Origin of the sequence: Paenibacillus sp. Root52 (genome assembly GCF_001426865.1) — a bacterium.
Lineage (GTDB): Bacteria > Bacillota > Bacilli > Paenibacillales > Paenibacillaceae > Paenibacillus.
Window position 1 is genome coordinate 167,774 of record NZ_LMFO01000034.1, and the last position, 16,617, is coordinate 184,390.

A 16,617-nucleotide genomic window follows, 5' to 3' on the forward strand; every position below is an offset into this window, starting at 1 on the left:
CTATGGCGACTATCCAAGCATCCATCGACCCAAGAAACCCCTCACCAACAGACAACGATTAGACAAAGTGCATCTTGCCAATGTCTTCTCGTGATCTGCGATAAGGGGATTTTTAATATCTGAATAAAATTGAAAGTATAACGAGACTTGCCTGTTAGCTCATAACAGTTACGGAAATAATGATCGAATTATTTTTCAGGTGTTTCCGGGACGACTGGTGCATGAAAATTATCCATATGTTCAATCGCATTGAACATCATCACGGCAGCTTCTGCGCGAGTAATAACCTCTTTAGGATGGAAATTGCCTTCGGCATCCAATGTGTTAATCTTGAATGCTAACGAACGCTGAACTGCTCCTTGATACTCAGGCGTAAGCTCTTGCTCATCTGTAATATCTACAGGTTGTAGCTTGATCATCGGTAGGCCGCCTTTGGCTTCGATCCCTTGCATGATGAACAGTGTGAATTGCTCACGAGTCATCGGTTTGGATGGATCGATATCATCAGCCATCTGGATGCCATTATATTTTGCACGAATGAAGGCATTGCTGTACCACACATGATCAAGCACCTTGGAGAAGGAATCACTTGGTAGAGGTTCTTTGACGAAACGGATCGTATCCAAATTCAGATCCAGGCCATCTGCAAGCAACTGTATGCCTTGAGCCGTGTTTAATTGTTGTTCTGGTTTGAACAAGTTATCGCTCACGCCTTTAATCAAACCATCGTGATGCAATGCTTCGATTTTATCTGCTCCGGCCACTCCCTGAAGATCTGTGAATCCGCCTTGCGCAGCATGAGTAGGTGTAGCACCAAGAGATAAGGTAAGTAATGCTCCCGCAGTCATCAAAGCAATTATATTTTTTTTCATATCAAGTCGCCTCACTTTTCTAGGAAGGGTATCCCTTTGTATTAAAGTTATTTGCCCCTATAGACGACCCTTCCATGCAAAAGGTTGCTGCAATTTTCCATATATATTTTTGGATATACAATAGAGCTACCCTTTGGACTTGTTCCGATAGTCGGTAGGTGATTGACCAATCATTTTACGGAACAGACGTGAGAAATAATAAGGGTCTTTGAAACCAAGCTTCGAGCTAATCTGCTTCACCGTCCAATCTGTAAAATCAAGATAGCGACAGGAGTGTTGGATCTTAAGCCGCAGAAAATAATCAATTGGCGAATGTCCTGTCGCTTGCTTGAACAGTTGTGAATAATGCGGGGCAGAAAGGCTGGCTTGCGCAGCCAATTCTTTGAGTGTTACTCCGCTCTCCAGATGCTCTAGCATGTACTGTACAGACTGCTCGGCAGCTCGTTTGCTGCTAATCATATTGCCCTCCGTACCATGTCCGTAAGCGAGCATGCCTAACATATATCCAACAATCTGTGAGGCGTACGTCATCGTTTGTAAGGAATAACCCGTCTCCAATGCTCCATAGCATTCATGATATAGTTCCAGCCACTTCTGAGCTTTCGCCGGAGCCATAGTTAACACGCCTCCAGCCAGCAGTGGTTCCATATAGGCAGCGGCATGTTCACCACGTAAGTGAATCCAATAGATACTCCAGGGATCGGCCGAGTATGCGCCATAGATATGAGCAACGTGGGCAGGGAGAACAACGAGACTACCGGCCTTAACATCCTGCCTCTTGCCGCCGTCCGTGGCGTACCACCCTGTACCTTCGGCACAATACATTAAAATATGGGAGGGGCAGCCCTCCGGTCGATCCCGGTAATGGTTCTCCGCCTCATGAAAGTATCCAATGTCGGTAACGTACAAACCGGAAGTTACGGGATAAGCCGCGGCTTCCTCTAGTAGCGGGTCAGGTAATACGATTAGTTTTTGCATACGGAATCCGTCGGATTTGCGTAAGGTAGATGAGCTGTTATATGGTTTCATACTTGTATTATGGTGAGGTAGAATAAACGAGTCAATGATTATGCGCAGGGCGTTAGCAAAAAGCATTCTGGAAGAACGTCTTACGATTAGAAGCTGAAGCAAAATAAGAGGAATTGGTTAAGTACATAACAGAGAGGCAATATGAACATGAGGTTTCGAGGTTAGAACATGAGCGTTGAAGTTAGAATGCAGGGCAATGTAAGCATACCTATTTGAGAGAAAAAGGAGCGATGGAGGAATGGGACAAGCTATGAGCAAGGATACGTTTTTCTATGTCGGAACTTATGCATCAGCGGATCAACCAGGTATTTATGTAGGTGCGCTGAATTCGGATACAGGCGAGATGCGGATTGCACATGATATTGCAGGGGTAGACAATCCATCTTACTTGGCTTTGAGTCCAGGTAAGAATTCACTATATGTTGCGAGTGAAACGGATGAGGGAGAGGTACTGGCCTATCGCCGGGACATGTCCACGGGTGAGCTGCACCTCATGGATCGCAAAAGCACCAAAGGGGCTTCGCCTTGTTATGTGTCCGTCACAGCGGATGGCAACTGGGTACTCGCATCCAATTACAGTAGTGGGAGTGTCAACGTATTTCCCGTAGGTGATCAAGATACGTTAGGTGAAATGAGCGCGTTCATTGAGCATACCGGAAGAGGTCTGAACGACGACCGTCAGGAAGGGCCACATACCCACTCCATTCAGCCAGATCCATCAGGGCAATATGCGGTCGTGTGCGATCTGGGATTAGATCAGATCATTGTCTATCGTCTGGAAGAAGGGCGTTTGGTAACACACCGGGAGACGAACCAGCCTCCAGGTTCAGGGCCAAGACATCTCGTATTTCACGAGAATGGCAAATGGGCCTATGTCATTAATGAGCTCAATAATACGGTGACTGCATTCATGTACGATGCACGCAGGGGAGAGCTTAGTACAGTGCAACATATATCCACTCTACCTGAGAGACATACGGGAGAAGGCACGGCTGCGGATATCCGAATCTCCCCTTGTGGACGTTTCCTATACGCCTCCAACCGTGGAGACGACAGTATTGTGCTCTATCATATTGATCAGGAATCGGGTGAGCTCGAAGCTATTGATTGGACTTCCACATTGGGACAGACTCCGCGTAACTTCAATGTACTGCCAGGGGGAATATTGCTTGTAGCTAACCAGGACAGCAACAATATCGTTGCATTCCAGATGGATCGCGAGGATGGAAGACTGACACACACCGGTTGCAAGCTAGAAGTTCCACGTCCGGTATGTATTGTGCCTGTAGATTAAGATATTATCTGATGTAATCGACGAATACTGAACAACACATATAAGCTGTAAGATCATGTGTACGCACGTGATTTTACAGCTTTATTATTTATATAGCTATCTGACAACAGATGCAATTTGACTGAGTTTTCTTCGATTTCTTCTATAATCAAGCATTAGAATAATTACGAATAGAACAGCATAAAGGAAATACTGCTTCTTATCCTCTTGAATTGCATAGTAAGGGTATAACAATCCACAGATGAGCATCAACACTACGTTTAATGACATCATCACCTGATAGTAGATCTTCATAGAGGCTCTCCTCCTTCAAACTTAGAATGGATAATAATAGGAGTTCAATATAAATTGTAACACACATACATAGATCGCATAAATACAACGAACTATTTCCCCGCACAACAAATAATTTGATCTATCTATCAATGAAGGTGTCATTAGTTGGAGCGAAACGAAGTTGATTTACGCAAAACAAACTAAAATTACTAATTAAGTCCTATAGATGGGATTAAATGTTTAATTTAAAATGGTATATATTAAAGCGCTTACAAAATAGATGCGCTACAGAGCATCGGGCTTACCAACACATTTGGGGAGGCTAATCGTATGGTCAATCGATCGTCATGGAAGCGCACGTTGCGAACGGCAGGCATTACACTTCTGAGTTCAGCATTGCTTGTTACATCTCTAGGTCTAACCGCTCCGTCGGTGACTTATGCAGCAGGAGCACGTCAGATGGAATTTCTAGACCGCGGCGTTGTGGCGGTGAAGACGGGGAATGGGGTCTTTGTGAGTTGGCGCTTACTCGGTACGGAAGGTTCGAATGTTTCTTTTAACGTGTATCGAGATGGTACGAAGGTGAACGCTTCACCGATTACGAACAGTACTAACCTTCAGGATGCAAGTGGAACGAACAACTCCAAGTACACGGTTCGAGCAGTCGTAGGTGGGACAGAACAGGCAGCTTCCAAGGTAGCAAGTGTGTGGGGAAATAATTATTTGACGGTACCACTCAGTGTTCCCGCTGGTGGGACAACCCCGGACGGAGTTTCATATACCTATAGCGCCAATGATGCAAGTGCAGGTGACTTGGATGGAGACGGTGAGTATGAGCTCATTGTGAAATGGGATCCCTCGAATGCGAAGGATAATGCGCACAGTGGATATACAGGCGAAGTCTTTATTGATGCATACAAATTAAACGGAACCCGCCTCTGGCGGATCAGTCTAGGCAAAAACATCCGCGCAGGTGCACATTACACCCAATTCATGGTCTATGACCTAGATGGAGACGGCAAGGCTGAGGTCGCGATGAAAACCGCGGACGGCACGAGAGATGGCGTGGGTACAGTAATCGGAGATGGCAGTAAGGATTATCGGAATAGCAGCGGATATGTGTTGTCAGGGCCAGAGTTCCTAACGGTCTTCAATGGACAGACAGGTAAAGCGCTCTCCACGGTCAATTATGAGCCTGCGCGAGGGACTGTATCAAGTTGGGGGGATAATTACGGTAACCGTGTGGATCGTTTTCTAGCTACGATTGCTTATTTGGATGGAGAGCGACCGAGTCTAGTCATGGCACGGGGCTACTACACCCGGACAGTGCTTGTGGCCTACAATTGGCGGAATGGACAATTGACGAAGCAATGGACATTTGATTCGAACACTCCAGGCAATTCAGGTTACGCTGGACAAGGGAATCATAATTTAAGTGTGGCGGATGTGGATAACGACGGAAAAGATGAGATTATCTATGGTGCGATGGCAGTCGATCATGACGGCAAAGGGTTATACACCACAGGGCTACATCATGGCGATGCCATGCATCTGAGTGATCTAGATCCAGATCGGCCGGGGATGGAGGTATTCCAGGTTCATGAGACACCATCCAATGCAGGCATTGAATTCCGTGATGCGAGAACAGGTCAGTTAATCTGGGGGATACCAACAACGAAGGACATCGGACGCGGCATGGCTGCGGATATCGATCCGAGATATAGAGGGGCTGAGGTATGGGCGAATGGTGCGCTGTATACAGCGAAAGGCCAGAGAATCGGGACAACCGTACCTTCGTCCACGAACTTTGGCATCTGGTGGGATGGTGATCTGCTCCGCGAACTGTTAGACAGTAACCGTATCGACAAATGGGATTATGTGAATGGGCGAACGGTGAATCTGCTAACTGCCGCTGGAGCTTCCTCCAACAACGGAACGAAGTCTACACCGAATCTTCAGGCTGATCTGCTGGGCGACTGGAGAGAGGAAGTGGTATGGCGAACCAACGATAGCTCGGCACTCCGTATTTATACGACAACCGCACTCACCGACAAACGAATCTACACGTTGATGCATGATCCGGTGTACCGTCTGGGCGTAGCTTGGCAAAATGTAGCCTATAATCAGCCGCCACATACCAGCTTCTATCTGGGAGAAGGCATGAATCCACCTCCAGTGCCGAATATTCGCATTGCTGGACAATAGGGGACAAGTATCTCGGCGCATTGTATTCTGTCTGAGATTCTCATAATTCAGTCACATCAGTAACATGACGAATATGGATCAGAGAGTAGACGAAGGAACAGGGTATACACGCTCTGTTCCTTTTCGGCTTTTTTCCAGTTGTAAAATGAATTGGGCAAAAATCGGAAAAAACGTTTGACAGGTAAAAGGGCTGCCCTTATGATACATATAACTTACTAAACAGGTAGGAATAATTAAAAAGACTGTATAACGTGATGAACTTCATGATTCAGTCCAGCAGCAGAGAATGTCATCTGAACAGAATAACGTTCTCACCGTATCGACGGAGGAACACCGCAGCACATCGAACGCGATAAAGCATACCCGGCAGCAAGCCGGCATGACTTTAGGAGGGAGAGGTGTGTACAGGTGTCCCTCCGTTATTTGTTTTTCGGTGACGTTCCAAGCTGTTCAGCCTGTTCATGTAGTCACGCAGATCCACAGGGGGAGTGTTATTGATGAAAAAGAGAGTTCAAAAAGGTATTCTATTTGGTCTGGCACTGGTGTTGACAGGCGTGCTTGCAGGTTGCGGAGCAAATGGCAGTGATTCTAATGCAACTGGAGCATCTGGAGGGCAGGACAGTGGTGGCGATAGCCCGAAAGCCATTGAATTGTTGAATGTATCGTATGATCCGACTCGTGAGCTCTACGAGCAATACAACAAGGCGTTTGCGGCGTATTGGCAGAAGGAAAAAGGTCAAGACGTGACTATTAAACAGTCTCATGGTGGTTCGGGTAAACAGAGCCGCTCCGTCATTGATGGCTTAGACGCAGACGTGGTTACACTGGCACTGGGATATGACATTGATGCGATTGAAGATAAAGGCCTCATTAACGAAGGTTGGCAAGATAAATATGAGCATAACAGCTCCCCATATACATCAACGATTGTATTTCTGGTTCGAAAAGGCAATCCAAAAGGCATCAAAGACTGGGATGATCTAATTAAGGGTGACACTCAGGTCATTACACCGAATCCAAAAACATCCGGCGGAGCCCGCTGGAACTATCTCGCAGCTTGGGGGTATGCGCTCAAGAAGAATAACAATGACGAAGAGGCTGCAAAAGCCTTTGTAGGTGAGCTGTTCAAGCACGCACCTGTACTGGATTCCGGTGCACGCGGAGCCACAACAACGTTTGTAGAACGTGGACTTGGCGATGTTCTGCTGGCTTGGGAGAATGAAGCATTCTTGTCGGTGAAGGAACTGGGTCCGGACAAATTCGATATTGTTGTTCCTTCCGTGAGTATCCTGGCTGAGCCTCCGGTAGCTGTGGTGGACAAAAACGTCGACAAAAAGGGAAGCCGTGAAGTTGCCGATGCTTACCTGAAATATCTGTATAGTGAGGAAGGACAGACGATCGCGGCTGAAAACTATTACCGTCCAACCCTGGATACCGTGGCTGAGAAGTTCAAGGATCAGTTCCCTGACCTAGAACTGTTCACGCTGAATGATGTATTCGGCACATGGCGGGATACACAAGCGAAACATTTCAATGATGGCGGGGTCTTTGACCAAATTTACGTTCCGGGCAGTTAAGTCTGGGCAATCTGTACTCGATCCTATGGCAAGGAGCCAACCAGCCTGACCGGCTGAAGGCAAGAGAGGATGACGTTCATGAGCAAGGTAATAGCAACCCGGAGGCGCACGCTTCCGGGATTCGGGTTAACGATGGGATACAGCGTATTTTACCTTAGCCTTGTTGTATTGATCCCACTGACAGCCCTGGTGTTTAACTCCACAGGTTTGACCTGGTCTATGTTGGTTGAGACAGCTACGAATCCCCGAGTGCTCGCTTCATTTAAGGTCAGCTTCCTGACCGCAGGTGTGGCGGCTCTAATTAATTTGGGATTAGGGCTGCTCTTGGCATGGGTATTGGTGCGGTATGAATTCCCGGGTAAACGGCTCTTTGATGCCGTGATTGATCTGCCGTTTGCGTTGCCAACAGCGGTGGCAGGAGTTGCTCTTACGGCACTGTATGCCGGAAACGGCTGGATTGGGCAGTTTACGGAGCCTCTAGGCATCAAATTAGCCTATTCTCAGGCGGGCATTACACTAGCTCTGATGTTTATTGGTATTCCATTTGTCGTTCGAACGGTGCAACCGGTATTAGAAGAGCTGGAAGCCGAGGTTGAGGAGGCGGCTGCAACGTTAGGGGCAGGAAGATGGCGGATATTCCGTACCATTCTACTTCCGGATCTTATTCCCCCACTGCTGACAGGCTTCGCGTTGGCGTTTGCCCGAGGTATTGGAGAATTTGGCTCGGTCGTGTTTATTTCAGGCAATATGCCGATGAAAACGGAGATTGCGCCGCTGCTCATTATGGCGAAGCTTGAACAGTTTGATTACGCAGGAGCTACGGCTGTCGCTTTGCTGCTGTTGCTGGTTTCATTTATCCTGTTGCTGGTCATTAACTCTTTGCAACGATGGAGCCGGAAGGCAGGCAGGGCGTAATAGATTCGAATCGGTGCACCCTAATGAATGCTATATCCACCGTGTGCAAGAGCCGCGGGAATATCTAGGCATTCAATAGGTTGTTATCTGATGGTAGCTTTTCACTTATCCCACTGAAGGAGGTGCAGCGTATGGCGGGTTCTGTTCCGCTGAGTCCTGCTTCGCGCATACCAAGTGGCCCTGGGCCAAACCGTGCAACCACGGAGGCTCCTTGGGTCAAATGGCTGTTAATTGGACTGGCAGGTCTAGTATTGTTGTGGTTGCTTATTTTGCCACTGGTCATCGTCTTAATGGAGGCATTGAAGCAAGGATGGGGAGTCTATATCGCCGCTCTGACCGAGCCTGATGCGATGTCTGCTCTGAAGCTGACGCTGCTCGTTGCAGCAATTACGGTGCCACTCAATACGATATTTGGTGTGGCAGCAGCTTGGGTCATTACGAAGTTCCAGTTCCGGGGTAAAGGAATCATGATCACGTTAATCGACCTTCCTTTCTCCATTTCTCCCGTTGTCGGCGGGTTGATCTTTGTATTGGTGTTTGGCTCTAATGGTTGGTTCGGCCCATGGCTGGCTGAGCATGATATCAAAATAATTTTTGCACTGCCAGGCATTGTGCTGGCGACACTGTTCATCACGTTCCCCTTCGTGGCAAGGGAATTAATCCCGCTCATGGAGGATCAGGGAACCCGTGAAGAGGAAGCGGCGGTGACGCTTGGAGCCTCGGGATGGCGGATCTTCTGGAACGTCACGTTACCCAATATTAAGTGGGGACTGCTCTACGGTATTATTTTGTGTAATGCTCGTGCGATGGGCGAGTTCGGGGCGGTATCCGTCGTGTCTGGGCATATTCGTGGTGAGACCAACACACTGCCGCTGCATGTCGAGATTTTGTATAACGAATATCAATTCTCGGCATCTTTCGCCGTCGCTTCATTGCTGCTGATTCTTGCTCTGGCAACGCTCCTAGTCAAGAGCTGGCTGGGACATAAGAATGTGAGTGAACGATGAGTGAAGGCTAAGTATGATAAAAATGGAACCTTAACTGGTTAACGGAAAATACCGATTGACAGCTACTGGAAGCCCTGATATTGTATAATCCAAGTATATAGGTTGGATAAGAATGTTTTATAAGTCGGATGGATATAAGTACGTGTTCAAGTAATATTGCGGGCACAGCCCGAGAAGAGGAGGCGGCTCTATGGCTAAGCCGTTGAAAGTGGATGAGGTATGGATGGACAGAATCGCTGGACAGCTCAATGACATGGAGTTTGGGTCGCTGCACATCGTGGTACACGAGGGTCAGATTGTACAGATGGAGCGAACGGAACGTAAGCGTTTTGAAAATACACCGACAAGCAGCGCCTCCAAATCCGGCGGTGCTGCACGGAACAACACACCTCGTTCGTTGCGCGGCTCCAATGCCAGCGGTGCGAAGGGATAGCGTGAGGTAGTGAGATGGATTGTTACGGAGGCAGGGAGATGTACGAGATAATGCATCATTAGATTGTTGAAGATGTCTCCAGCAGAGCTGTTTCGTGCGAAGAACAGCAATACGATGGGTAAAACAAAGAGAAGCCGCAGGATGCGAGCTTCTCTTTGTTTGTTGACTATAGTGGACAATATGGATTAACCGCCCTTATAGGTCGGTCTATTGTTGTGCCGTGGTGTTTCATAGATAGCTGCGAATGTAGTCCAGCCAGTCTGCGCTACTCGTCCACTTTGGTACCCGATTTGCGCGTTGTATTCACTTCAATCTCCGCAGAAGCTTCCTTTGCCGGCTCTAGCTCTGTATGCCCTGCATAAGGACGTTCACTACGAGAACTTGTACCTGTCAGACGAAAACCAGACACAAACAATATGAGCTGCAAGCCCAGTGCGTAAGGAGCGGTCACAGGTCCAATAAGGTGCAGCAGAGAGCAGAGTGCAATGAGCGCATATAACACCTTGGTCATGGTACCTGATGCACCTGGTTTCCCGCGGCGAGGACTAGTCAAGAGCAGATAACCATAGAGTACCGTAATACATAGGGAAATGAAGCGAATCCAGAACAATGCGTAGGCCCAGCCATGCCAGAACGGTTGATTCAGTCCTTGCTGAACAATGATGAAATCAGCGGTTAGATACAGTAATGCTGCTACAGCAAGAGGCTCGACCGCAGGACGAATCACATTCCAGACGGCTTCCCACCAATGCACCGATTGTGTTTGGCTGCGTAGTTCTTCCGATAGGCTGGAGCTTTCTCGCTCTAGGGCTCTATGCATTAAGGTTAGCCGCGCAGGATCGGGGTCTTGAATGCAGCTACGAATCTGATCCTGAAGCTGTGGCGATAAGCTAACTGCTGTTCTACACGCCAGCATGGCGTTAAGCAATTCGTGCTGCTCAGCTTCCGTGCGTGTAGATTGCCTATTTTCAATAAAAGTGAGTTGCCCGAGCAGTGGTGTCGTTATGTATAATGTATCTCGTATCGCTTGTGTTCTCCGGTCTCGACTTCGTCTAATTTCGGTGGCAGACCATATGTATATGCCTAGGAAAAGGGCAATGATTCCGAGCAATAAGGCTACGAAGCCTGGATATGAGAACAGAAAAAACATCCAACGTTGCAGCACAGTTGGTCCTCCTTTGTACGAAAGTTGGGCGTAGCATAAATCCCGGTTATATAAGCTTCTCTCACTATTACACAGGAAGTAGTTGAGTTCAAGCAGAAAGATGGGAATGGAAGAAGAGCAGCAGCGTTTATATGATACGGCTATGGAAGAGATTGAACGAAACAAGGGAAAAGAATATTCTTACGACGATGCACGCGAACTTGTAGATCAGGGGAAGACCATGGCTAGTGGATCGTGGAGGATGAAGGTGGATGATCGAGGGAGGTTGTGGCTCGGTCAGTTACTGATAGACCTATCTTATCAATGGATAATGCCTACTTATATTCCACCTGTGTTATTGTTAATATCATGGCATAAGGTAACAAGAGCGTAATTGTAATTTAGTATATTGGGGAGGGTTTATTTCATGGATCACGTTATCGTTGAACACGCACCACCAGCCGTAGCCGAGTATTTATCTTTGCGAGAGATCGCAGGGATGAGTCCGAGAAGTCGTGAGGGCGCTGAGCGAGGATTGCCGAATAGTCTATTTGCGGTGTGTTTGCGACAAGATGATGTGCTTATTGGTATGGGACGAGTGGTGGGAGACGATGGTTGTTTCTATCAAGTGGTCGATATCGTTGTACATCCAGACGAGCAGGGAAAAGGGTATGGCAAGCTGATCATGAACGAGATCATGAAGTATCTGAAAGAGAACGTACCTGCCCGTGCCCTGGTGAGCCTACTAGCGGATGTTCCAGCGGATCGGTTGTATGCTCAGTTTGGCTTCGAATATACTAGCCCACAATCAGAAGGTATGTGGTGGAGACAAGAAGGATAGCTCGTTCAACACCATACATAATGAGTGAGGTTACCATGGGAGACTGTTCACAGTAATCCAGATACAGAATAGAGAACCGCTGTTTACTTGCAGGATTGCATTAAAGTTGAGCTGGTGCATGGTGTGATTCAGCATGGGCTGGTTGGATCTTTTGAAATGAACGATCGCTAAATTAATAGATAGGCTATAGGGGGCCGCATATGCGGCTTTTTTTGTCATTACCGAATGTATACTTCATTAAGTTATTGCGGTTTGTGCGAATTACCTTAGTTATCATTCTTGGAATGTTCCAGGTTGTGGGTGCTTGAAGAGGCAAAAACAGAGGGTTGACTGAATTCATCGCTATTCCCCGTTTACAAGCGAGGCTGTTCGGTTTAAGATGGCGTGAGCCGTTTAAGGTTATAATAGTAGATTAGGTATCACAATAACGGTACGTTCGCATAATGAAATATATAGAAAAGAGGGATTAGATATGAAAGTAGCTATTTTTGGAGCAACCGGAGCAATTGGGAAGACAATCTTGTGGGAGTTAATGGATCGTGGGCATGAAGTGACTGCGATTGTTCGTGACCCATCGAAGGTTGAGATGAAGCATGAGCGTCTGCGTGTAGAACAAGGGGATTTGCTTAACCCAGATCAGGTGGCTGATTTTACAGCAGGTCAGGAAGCGGTAGTGAGTGCATATGGCCCGAAATTTGGCTCCGAGGAAGAGTTGCTTGAAGTTACGCGTTCACTCATTGAGGGTGTTCGACGTGGTAAAGCGGCTCGTCTCGTTGTTGTTGGCGGAGCGGGAAGTTTGCTGACGGATTCGAATGAAATGCTGATGGACACACCGGGGTTCCCTGAAGAAGTCAAACCGCTTGCGAAGGCTCATGCAGATGCATATGAGATCCTTGCGGAATCGGATATTAACTGGACGTATATGAGCCCAGCAGCGACGATTACGACAGGACAACGGACAGGTCAATTCCGAATCGGGATGAATCGTGTTGTAACGGACGACCTTGGCGAGAGCACGATATCGATTGGTGACTTTGCAGCAGCTCTGGTGGACGAGCTGGATGATCCGCAATTTATTCAATCACGCTTTACGTTAGCGTACTAATTGTAGTAAAAGAGCACATCTAATGTAACAAAGAATACAGGAGCACGAATTCCTTGAAATATGCTTGGGGAGGGATGAGTTGTTGTACATCGTTACGGCTGAACAGATGAGAAGCATCGACGAGCATACGATTCATACACTAGGCATTCCTGCGGCGAGCCTGATGGAGAATGCGGGAAGAGCAATTGCGGAAGAAGTCATTCGGCTGTGCCGGGAAGAGCAGATACATGGTAGAGCAGGGCGTATGGATGAGTCCAAAAGAGGACAGACCCGGGCGCACACAGGGCCCGGGGATTGGCCTGGACGAGGTGGCGATATCACCGCCGATTCGGCGCTGGCGATGGAGCAACCCGGTGATCAGCAGTGGTACATGCTGATCGGCAAGGGCAATAATGGCGGCGACGGGCTGGTGGCGGCGCGCCATTTGGTTGAAGCGGGGCTCGGCGTAACTTTGGTCTACGCCGATGCACCGGAGGCACTGCGGGGCGAAGCCGCAGTGCAACGGGATGCCGCCGCGCAGCTTGGCATCCCTGCCCTTGTCCACGGACGCGAAGCCGTGGACTTCAGCCGGTGCACAGGCATCGTAGATGCACTGCTGGGCACCGGCTCGCGGGGGGCGCCGTGCGGAGCTTACGCGGCGCTGATTGAGGCGGCGAACGACAGCGGTAAGCCTGTCGTGTCTGCCGATGTGCCAAGTGGGCTGAATGCCGACACTGGGGAGGTATTCGAGCCCTGCATTCAAGCCCGGGTGACCGTATGCCTCGCGCTGCTTAAGCGTGGGCTGGTGCAGTACCCGGGCGCTTCTGCCGCGGGGCGCATTGTGGTGCGCGCCATCGGCATTCCCACGCGGCTTGCGCCAGAGCATGCCTCCGCAGTCCGTCTGTTGACGGACGAGGTGCTGCGCCGTGCGCTGCGCGTGGACACTAGTCGTCTCCGGGCACCGGACGGCCACAAGGGCACCTACGGCCATGTACTATTGGCCGCAGGAAGTCTGCCGATGAGCGGCGCTGGCCTGCTCTCGGCGAAGGCCGCGCTGCGCGCAGGCTGCGGGCTCGCCACATGGGCGCTGCCCGCGGCACTACTGCCGCATGTCATCGGCACCGTGCCTGAGCTCATGCTCGCCGCCGCTGCCGATGGCGACAGCGGCGAATGGAACGCGGCTTCCGCAGACGCTGTGCTGCGCCTGGCGGAGAGCCGCGATGTGCTTGCGACCGGCCCCGGGCTCGGTCGCTTCAAGGGCGACACAGACTGGCTACGTCGTCTGTGGCAACAGACGGATCGCCCGCTCGTCATTGACGCGGACGCCCTCAACATGCTTGCAGACGCTGGCCCACATGGGCCTCGCGACTGGGGCAAGCGAAGTGCGGCGACAATACTGACGCCGCACCCTGGCGAGATGGGTCGATTGCTGGGCATATCGACCCCGGAGGTGCAGCGTGATCGAATTGGACACGCTGCACGGTACGCCCGCGAGCAGGGCATGACCCTTGTGCTCAAGGGAGCACGAACGGTCATCGCAACGCCATCCGGCGAGGCGTACATTAACACCACCGGACACGCCGGCATGGCAACTGGCGGCGCCGGTGACGTATTGACCGGCATCATCGCCGGTCTACTCGCCCAAGGGCTTAGCGCGGAGCAGGCTGCCGCGTTCGGCGTATATCTGCATGGCGAAGCCGCCGAACGAGCTGCCTTGCTCCGCGGTGATCCAGCGTCTCTGCTCGCGGGAGATATTATCGACGCACTGTGATGTCTATTTCCCAGCACACGTTGCCCTGCTTCATGGACAAGGGAGGTCAGGCACAAACACACGCTGGGTGCGATAATATCTCCTATCGTACGGGCATCACACCAGCAACCAACCGGATTACACGGCCAATCTCCATCAACAAACCGTAAACAAACGCAAATAAAACTTAAAAACCTCCCGTCTCTCTCATCAAGAGAAACGGGAGGTTTTCCATTGTTCAACCATATACGCAAATACTTCTAACGAACACAGCTTACCCAGCCTACACTAAACCAAGCCAAATCACGATCAGAAGAACCTAACTTAAACAAGCTTGCCATCCAACTTTACATTCAACCTGCTCGTTCACCCTAATCTTCAACCTCAATGTTTAACTCCACACATAGAACCAATCCGAAAGGTACGCTTCAAACTACCAAGCTATCTACCCAGCAGTACCAAATACACTTACTTTACCGACCTCTAATGTAGCGCCTACCTATCGAAGCCTATCTATTGACGCCTACCTATAAACGAAACCGTTGCAACTCCTCATGCATCTCTGCACTGATCTCACGGAGCGATTTCACCTTGAGGCTTGCTTCAGCGAAGGAGCGCTGTTGCTCCGTCGTAGAGGCCGTAATCTCTTCACTGCTCGCAGCCGATTGCTCGGTGATGGCACTGATGTTTTCGATGGCATGCTGCACTTGGGAACTAAGTTCATTCGAATGCTGCATCTCCTCGGCAAGCTGGTGGATACCTGTACTGATACGCTCTGCACTCTGGCGAATCGCAGCGAAGGATTTCCGCGTCTGTCCAGTAGCCTCTTCCTGCTGAGCAAAGAGCTGCATGCTCTGTGCCACAGAGCCCTTGACCTTCTCCATAGATGTCGTGATCTCATCCACAGCCGCATAGATCTGTTTCACCGACTGTGCGGACTGCTCGGCGAGCTTGTTTACCTCATTGGCGACAACGGCAAACCCACGTCCAGCTTCACCTGCCCGAGCCGCCTCAATGGAGGCATTCAACGATAGAAGCGTCGTCTGCTTCGCGATTTCCGAGACGTATCCAGTCATGGTGGTGATGCGCTCGGCGCTTTCTTCCAGTTCTAATACCGTCTGTTCCACCTCAGACATCGCCAGACGATTCACTTCAGCGAGGCGGAGTTGTTCGGCGATCGCCTTATTGCCTTCCTCAACCGTATTTAACACCTCGCGGCCATCTATAGCTGATTGGGAAGTGGCCTCTAGGTTGCTATTGAAGGTGTGTTGCATCTTGTCCACGACCATCACGGTTTCGCTCAAGTCCTCCGCAATTTTCTGGCTGCCAATCGACAGCTCTTCGGTGGTACGAGAGACTTGTTGCACAATCGCCTGTGACGTATCATTGCCACGATCGATATCTTGTGCCATTTGATCGACACGATTCCCGGCTGTACCGATCGATTGAATGATTCCGCGAATATTGCTGGTCATTAGGCGGAAGGAGCGACTGAGGTCATCAAGCTCATCTTTGCCTTTGGCTTCGGGTAATTGTCCCGTCAGGTCGCCGTCGGCAATTTGCCCAGCAGCGACTTTTAACGTACCGATACGCTTGGCGATCTGGCGTGAAGTGTACATATTGAACAGCATGACTGCAATGAGCAATACGATGGCACCGCCGAGAGCGACCTGCCACGTTTGCTGAATGTTACGTTCCAGTTCTACGGTATATTGATCGTACCGTTCTCGGGTAATGTCATCCAACATATAGATATCATTCTGTATGCCTCGAACCCGGGTGCTGTAGCGTTTGGCTTCCGCACTGTTCATACTGCTCATTGCTTCAGTGGCACCCTGACTAAGTGTTGCTAATTTTGTTTGGATCGTCTGAATAAGTTCAAGCTGCCGATCCGTTTCCAGCAATCCGTCCGTAAGCTCCTGAATCATCGTTTGGCCATCTTCAAGCAAACGGATGACCGCATCCTGATTACCAGCCGTCATGGAGAACGAATAGACATCCAGCGCCTGCTGGATCTGAATCTGATTGGCATTAAGCTCACTAACCTTGAGCATGGCAGGTACTAAATTTTGATTTTTAGCATTCATGCCAAGCAATTCCATAATGATATAAGCTACCAGCGCAAGGCATAGAAGTAGTGAGATTAGAGCGTTAAGTAATAGTTTTCCCTGTAATTTCATATGTGCGTAC

At 49.4% G+C, this 16,617-nt stretch carries 15 protein-coding genes; 10 read left to right on the forward strand and 5 right to left on the reverse strand.

Annotation, left to right across the window (positions count from 1 at the left end; all coding sequences use genetic code 11):
* Positions 1-188 precede the first annotated feature (188 nt).
* Both ASD24_RS29505 and ASD24_RS29510 read right to left on the reverse strand, forming a co-directional pair.
* On the reverse strand, positions 189-872 hold the full coding sequence (locus tag ASD24_RS29505; RefSeq protein ID WP_056703995.1) for an S-layer homology domain-containing protein: 684 nt from the start codon (positions 870-872) through the stop codon (positions 189-191).
* A gap of 126 nt (positions 873-998) precedes the next feature.
* Positions 999-1,901 carry an AraC family transcriptional regulator gene (locus tag ASD24_RS29510; protein WP_235540965.1) on the reverse strand — a complete coding sequence of 301 codons (903 nt, stop codon included), beginning with the start codon at positions 1,899-1,901 and terminating at the stop codon, positions 999-1,001.
* Between the two features lie 238 nt (positions 1,902-2,139).
* On the opposite strand from ASD24_RS29510, the gene ASD24_RS29515 reads away from it, so the two are divergent.
* Positions 2,140-3,195, forward strand: coding sequence for a lactonase family protein (locus tag ASD24_RS29515; protein ID WP_082560626.1), 1,056 nt, complete (start codon positions 2,140-2,142; stop codon positions 3,193-3,195).
* Between the two features lie 96 nt (positions 3,196-3,291).
* Here ASD24_RS29515 and ASD24_RS29520 read toward each other — a convergent pair whose 3' ends face one another.
* Positions 3,292-3,489, reverse strand: a complete 198-nt coding sequence (locus ASD24_RS29520) for a hypothetical protein (RefSeq protein ID WP_056704000.1) — start codon at positions 3,487-3,489, stop codon at positions 3,292-3,294.
* Between the two features lie 312 nt (positions 3,490-3,801).
* Between ASD24_RS29520 and ASD24_RS29525 the strand changes: the two genes are divergently transcribed.
* From ASD24_RS29525 to ASD24_RS29545, 5 genes are all read left to right on the forward strand, one after another.
* Positions 3,802-5,676: a rhamnogalacturonan lyase gene (locus ASD24_RS29525; protein WP_056704004.1), complete on the forward strand. Its 1,875-nt coding sequence runs from the start codon at positions 3,802-3,804 to the stop codon at positions 5,674-5,676.
* A gap of 497 nt (positions 5,677-6,173) precedes the next feature.
* Positions 6,174-7,253, forward strand: a complete 1,080-nt coding sequence (locus ASD24_RS29530; RefSeq protein WP_056704007.1) for a sulfate ABC transporter substrate-binding protein — start codon at positions 6,174-6,176, stop codon at positions 7,251-7,253.
* A gap of 78 nt (positions 7,254-7,331) precedes the next feature.
* Positions 7,332-8,168: a sulfate ABC transporter permease subunit CysT gene (gene cysT / locus ASD24_RS29535; RefSeq protein WP_056704010.1), complete on the forward strand. Its 837-nt coding sequence runs from the start codon at positions 7,332-7,334 to the stop codon at positions 8,166-8,168.
* Between the two features lie 131 nt (positions 8,169-8,299).
* Entirely contained in the window at positions 8,300-9,175 is an 876-nt protein-coding gene (gene cysW / locus ASD24_RS29540) for a sulfate ABC transporter permease subunit CysW (RefSeq protein WP_056704014.1), read from the forward strand.
* Positions 9,176-9,365: 190 nt separating this feature from the next.
* Positions 9,366-9,608: a YezD family protein gene (locus ASD24_RS29545; RefSeq protein ID WP_056704017.1), complete on the forward strand. Its 243-nt coding sequence runs from the start codon at positions 9,366-9,368 to the stop codon at positions 9,606-9,608.
* 265 nt (positions 9,609-9,873) lie between these two features.
* On the opposite strand, the gene ASD24_RS29550 is transcribed toward ASD24_RS29545, so the two are convergent.
* Positions 9,874-10,773: a hypothetical protein gene (locus ASD24_RS29550; protein WP_056704020.1), complete on the reverse strand. Its 900-nt coding sequence runs from the start codon at positions 10,771-10,773 to the stop codon at positions 9,874-9,876.
* A gap of 82 nt (positions 10,774-10,855) precedes the next feature.
* On the opposite strand from ASD24_RS29550, the gene ASD24_RS29555 reads away from it, so the two are divergent.
* The 4 genes from ASD24_RS29555 to ASD24_RS29570 all read left to right on the forward strand — a co-directional run bounded on the left by ASD24_RS29555 (position 10,856) and on the right by ASD24_RS29570 (position 14,448).
* Complete coding sequence (locus ASD24_RS29555) at positions 10,856-11,146, forward strand: hypothetical protein (protein ID WP_156395588.1); 291 nt, start codon at positions 10,856-10,858, stop codon at positions 11,144-11,146.
* 33 nt (positions 11,147-11,179) lie between these two features.
* Positions 11,180-11,593 (forward strand): GNAT family N-acetyltransferase, encoded by a 414-nt coding sequence (locus tag ASD24_RS29560; protein WP_056704025.1) that lies wholly within the window; start codon positions 11,180-11,182, stop codon positions 11,591-11,593.
* Between the two features lie 472 nt (positions 11,594-12,065).
* The gene (locus ASD24_RS29565; RefSeq protein ID WP_056704028.1) at positions 12,066-12,698 is read left to right on the forward strand and encodes an NAD(P)-dependent oxidoreductase; all 633 of its coding nucleotides are present in this window, start codon (positions 12,066-12,068) and stop codon (positions 12,696-12,698) included.
* A gap of 82 nt (positions 12,699-12,780) precedes the next feature.
* Entirely contained in the window at positions 12,781-14,448 is a 1,668-nt protein-coding gene (locus ASD24_RS29570) for an NAD(P)H-hydrate dehydratase (RefSeq protein ID WP_056704030.1), read from the forward strand.
* A 506-nt stretch (positions 14,449-14,954) separates the two neighbouring features.
* Here ASD24_RS29570 and ASD24_RS29575 read toward each other — a convergent pair.
* Entirely contained in the window at positions 14,955-16,607 is a 1,653-nt protein-coding gene (locus ASD24_RS29575) for a methyl-accepting chemotaxis protein (protein ID WP_056704035.1), read from the reverse strand.
* Between the last annotated feature and the right edge of the window lie 10 nt (positions 16,608-16,617).

Excerpts from the sequence above, each read along its gene's own strand:
- ASD24_RS29505 (WP_056703995.1), bottom strand. The coding sequence starts at position 872 with ATGAAAAAAAATATAATTGCTTTGATGACTGCGGGAGCATTACTTACC.
- ASD24_RS29510 (WP_235540965.1), bottom strand. The coding sequence starts at position 1,901 with ATGAAACCATATAACAGCTCATCTACCTTACGCAAATCCGACGGATTC.
- ASD24_RS29515 (WP_082560626.1), top strand. The coding sequence starts at position 2,140 with ATGGGACAAGCTATGAGCAAGGATACGTTTTTCTATGTCGGAACTTAT.
- ASD24_RS29520 (WP_056704000.1), bottom strand. The coding sequence starts at position 3,489 with ATGAAGATCTACTATCAGGTGATGATGTCATTAAACGTAGTGTTGATG.
- ASD24_RS29525 (WP_056704004.1), top strand. The coding sequence starts at position 3,802 with ATGGTCAATCGATCGTCATGGAAGCGCACGTTGCGAACGGCAGGCATT.
- ASD24_RS29530 (WP_056704007.1), top strand. The coding sequence starts at position 6,174 with ATGAAAAAGAGAGTTCAAAAAGGTATTCTATTTGGTCTGGCACTGGTG.
- cysT (WP_056704010.1), top strand. The coding sequence starts at position 7,332 with ATGAGCAAGGTAATAGCAACCCGGAGGCGCACGCTTCCGGGATTCGGG.
- cysW (WP_056704014.1), top strand. The coding sequence starts at position 8,300 with ATGGCGGGTTCTGTTCCGCTGAGTCCTGCTTCGCGCATACCAAGTGGC.
- ASD24_RS29545 (WP_056704017.1), top strand. The coding sequence starts at position 9,366 with ATGGCTAAGCCGTTGAAAGTGGATGAGGTATGGATGGACAGAATCGCT.
- ASD24_RS29560 (WP_056704025.1), top strand. The coding sequence starts at position 11,180 with ATGGATCACGTTATCGTTGAACACGCACCACCAGCCGTAGCCGAGTAT.
- ASD24_RS29565 (WP_056704028.1), top strand. The coding sequence starts at position 12,066 with ATGAAAGTAGCTATTTTTGGAGCAACCGGAGCAATTGGGAAGACAATC.
- ASD24_RS29575 (WP_056704035.1), bottom strand. The coding sequence starts at position 16,607 with ATGAAATTACAGGGAAAACTATTACTTAACGCTCTAATCTCACTACTT.